Below are 4,042 nucleotides of genomic sequence, written 5' to 3'. Positions count from 1 at the left end.
CACCGCCACCGCCACCGCCACCGCCACCGCCACCGCCACCGCCACCGCCACCGCCGCCGCCACCGCCACCGCCATAACTCCCACCGTTATAACTTTTACCGCCGCTACCGCTCAACGTTATAAAAATAATAAAAAGAAGTGAAAAGGACATAACCTCCAACAACATAGAAAGAACATTAGTAATCCAATTAACAACAAAATCAACAGCATTCATATCTCGTTTATCTTTTTGCCAATTGGGAAGTTGAGTATTGATAATTTTATGAGGAAAAATAATACGTACCTCCATTTCTTGTTGAGGTTGTAATGGTTGAAGAGCAATATAGCGAACAGTTCGAGAATCAATTTGCTCTGATGAAGTCGGTACCCCATAACTTCTAAAACTAATAATTTTATTAGCTAGAGATTCAGGTAATTTGATTGTTACTTGTGATTTGAGAATAGGAGCACTGCGGTCTGGAAAAATTGCTTTCCAATAAACTCCATCTCCCTCTTTGTCTATGTGTAAGCCTCCAACAACTCGATATTTAATTTCAAAAATATGTTCTTCTGGTGGATTAAGAGAATGTTGCCATCTAATCCACATTTTGTTATTTTTTATCCCAGTTTGTGTAGCTAATTGCTGCTCATTTTCAAAAACAGCTATATCAGTAATTTTATCCACTTTATCTAAAGGAATATAACGATAACGCTGATGAGAATGCGCCTCAGTAAAAACATATTTTTGAGTTTCTGAAATGAGCATATCTCCATTATTTTGAACATCAATATTAACATTAATATAGTCCCAATAAAAAGGAGATGATGTATTTTGAGCTAGTGTATTGTTTCCTAAGAAAATATATAAACTACTCAGCAAACTTAAGAAAAAACACAGAATAATCTTACTATTTCTTTTGACAGAATACATGGGGCTGACTCCTATTTTGTTTTGATAATAAAACCAAGAAATTTTTTAGACGAAATCAATTTATGTTGCTAATTTTTAGCAACATAACTTTCATCTGTTAAAACAAGATACCCTTAGAAAACAATACGTAATGCACAACAGATATCAACAAACTCAACATAACTAGAACTAAACAAGCAATAGCGATAAAAACATCAGTCATTTGTTGCTTTTTTTGAGGATTTAGCCAAGGTAAATAATAGGTAGATAGATAGCCTCCAATAAAACCACCAAAATGTCCCCAATTATCAATATTTTCTCCTGCGAACCCAATTAAAAAGAAAATAACTGCATAAGTTAAAAAATGGGTTTTAATACTGTAATGACCTGTTTTTTGTCCATAACTGACTAAAGCTCCAAATAAACCAAACACTCCCCCTGAAGCACCAATGCTCAAGGAAGCTCCATGTAATATGTCCGGTAATCCAGGGAAAAATTGTCCCACAAAACTAGTGAACAATGAACTTACACCAATGGCAATGGTATAAATAAGAACAAGACGCGCTGAGCCATACATTTTGGCAACCATAGGACTAAGCTGTCGAATCCACAGTAAATTAAAAGCAATATGAAGAAAGTCACTGTGAAGCCAGCCTGCACTGAGAATAGTCCACCATCGTCCGTATTCAAAGATAGGAGTAGACCCTGTAGCCCCCATAATAAATAAACTCCTATAATTAGGAGATAAAAAAATCAGCTCCTCTGTTTTTCCCAAAATTAGTTGTGAAATACTGATTAATAGGCTAATAACATACAAACCAATACATCCCCAAGTAACAATTGCGCTAAAACCAAAGTCAGAGCTCAATTTTTTCAGGGCACGACTATATCCCCACAAACCTGGATTTTTTATGCCACAATTAATACAAGTTTTAGATTCTACAGAAACCAAAGATTCGCAATTAAAACAGATTACGGCTCCTGTTCTTTGTCTGTTCAACATTTTGCCAATTTCACCTTTGTAATATAAATATTAGGAAAGCTTTTGTACTCAATACGGTTTTTTAAGTAAACCATCCCTGGATAATTGTTAAATCTCAAGCCAGAATCGGAATAGGAACCTTTTCAAGGTATTGCCTAAGGTGGTAACAAATACGCCCTCTTCTAGATGATTACGTGAAGGTATCCAACGACCCCAAAGGATAACTTCTAGATAACTATCATCACTGTGATCAATTTTTATATTGTTGAGCTTTGTATTCTTAATAATTGTTTGAAGTTCAAACAGCAATTGTAAATTTTGAGGTAGCAAAAAAGAAGCACTAATCGGTTCAACAGTTAAGGTTCGGTTCTTCCCAAGCCAAGTTTCTAAAGATTCTCTGAGAAACTCTAAATTAAGATCATTTTCGGTGTAAATCAATTTGAGCATGATTGTATTTCCTCTTGTCGGTGGTAATTAAATCTAAATTGCCAATTTTCTCTTAGTAAAATTTAGGTATTGTTCAACCTTTATATATCCTTATATATCCTTATATCTTCTTGTAGTACTAAAGTACTAAGTTACTGATGCAAGATCTAAGCCCCTTACAGGTCGCGATCGCATTGGGGAGAATGAAAAGGCCCTGCTTACCAAGCTATCCTTTATAAAAAAAGTCAGAGATTATGAGGAGAGCAAAATAAAGTAAGTAGAAAAGCGATCACATCTACCACCAAAAATATGAATGCGATCGCTGTTTTTGTAAGAAATGCGGGATCAGGTGTAAACCCTTTTAAATTAGATGGAGGCGTTGACTCCTCTGAGAAAAAAACTAATGCTAGTTCCGAGGAATCGACATACTTTCCTACTAAAGCTTCACTTTCGTCTTTTTGTATTTTCAGTGTATTTTTCTGTTCTTCTGTGAGCATGAAATATTCTCGCTTTATATGAAATAAGATGAGGGTTTTTGAGTCAGTCTCCCACTTTTACGGGTTCTGTTGCCAAAAAAATAAGCAAAACTATTAGTAGAGTTTTTGGCAAAACTTTCAGAAAATTAACACTATAGATAGCATAGCCAAAAATTTTTGCAACAGAACTGGTAAATGGAAAAAGGTCTTAAATGACTCTATTATCAGGTTATTAGAGTTTTTGCCAGAATTCTTCCAAGTATAGTTGGATCATTTTGTAGCTTTATAGTGCGGCATACACTACAAACCCAGGGCTATTTCGTTCTTGAGAAAGAAAATGGTGAGGAGAAGCACCGGAGCAGGGAGCTTCTGAGCAGGGAGAGGGGATTTTTTGCTAATAATAAATCTCGGATTTATTTTTCTTTTAAAAAACATAGTAAAAAGCTTACTGTTTAAACGTTACATTTTGAAATAAAAAAATGAATGAAATAGCCCTGCTACAAACCCCTATTGACCTCATATCTTGCACCAGAACTTATGTACTAAATTAACCTTGGGAAAAGTTCATTTCTCTTTCGCCTAAGAAAAGTAGCAAAGGTCAACCAATTTTTAAGCGTTGAGCATTAATTCTTTATCTCATTACTTCTTACTTCAAGACTCATCCACTGCAAGTAACTTTTGGGCTTTGGTGCAAAATCTGAGCTCCTGACTAGCATCCCTTCGGGCTCGCCACTAGCTCCATAAGAAATTAGCACTTTTGGGGAGATCGGCGAAACGCTTATTGAGTAAGGATTGTAAAAAGTGCAAGTTACGAGTCTAGGTTCGTAGTTGGACTTTAGTCCAATATATATACCTTCAGCTTTTATCGGGCTAAAGCCCTACTACAAGCCGGCGCGATCGCATTAATTCTTTATCTCATTACTCATTAAGCTTAAACGCATTTAAAATGCGTTTAAGCAGGGAATAGAGAATAGGCAAGCTAGGCAATAGTAAAGAGGTTTTCAAGGGATACCTGGTTTTTTAAAATATTTAATTTAAGTGCATCTTAGCTTACTTCAAAACTCATTACTTCAAAACTCAACCGTATCTCCTCTTGCCTGTTGCCTCTTGCCTTACCTCACAAATAAGTATGTTTTCACCAACAGGATCTGATATTACTCATTACTTCAAAACTCAACCATCACAAGTAACTTTTGGGCTTTGGTGCAAGATCTGAGTCTAAGCTAACCCCATAGAAACAAAACCACCCCAATAGTAAGGATGAGCAAA

4 protein-coding genes are annotated in these 4,042 nt (G+C 35.9%); all 4 read right to left on the bottom strand.

All coding sequences use genetic code 11. From position 1 onward, the window contains the following. Positions 1 to 910 (bottom strand): DUF2207 domain-containing protein (locus MW688_RS02865; RefSeq protein WP_486734407.1); only part of this gene is annotated, 910 nt, incomplete at its 3' end. Between the two features lie 97 nt (positions 911 to 1,007). Continuing rightward, positions 1,008 to 1,892, bottom strand: a complete 885-nt coding sequence (locus MW688_RS02860; RefSeq protein WP_486734406.1) for a rhomboid family intramembrane serine protease — start codon at positions 1,890 to 1,892, stop codon at positions 1,008 to 1,010. Between the two features lie 87 nt (positions 1,893 to 1,979). After that, complete coding sequence (locus tag MW688_RS02855) at positions 1,980 to 2,318, bottom strand: alr0857 family protein (protein ID WP_486734405.1); 339 nt, start codon at positions 2,316 to 2,318, stop codon at positions 1,980 to 1,982. Positions 2,319 to 2,542: 224 nt separating this feature from the next. After that, the gene (locus MW688_RS02850; RefSeq protein ID WP_486734404.1) at positions 2,543 to 2,794 is read right to left on the bottom strand and encodes a hypothetical protein; all 252 of its coding nucleotides are present in this window, start codon (positions 2,792 to 2,794) and stop codon (positions 2,543 to 2,545) included. Positions 2,795 to 4,042: the final 1,248 nt, after the last annotated feature.

Source organism: Johannesbaptistia floridana (genome assembly GCF_057440575.1).
This window is presented reverse-complemented; position numbering and strand designations above follow the sequence as displayed.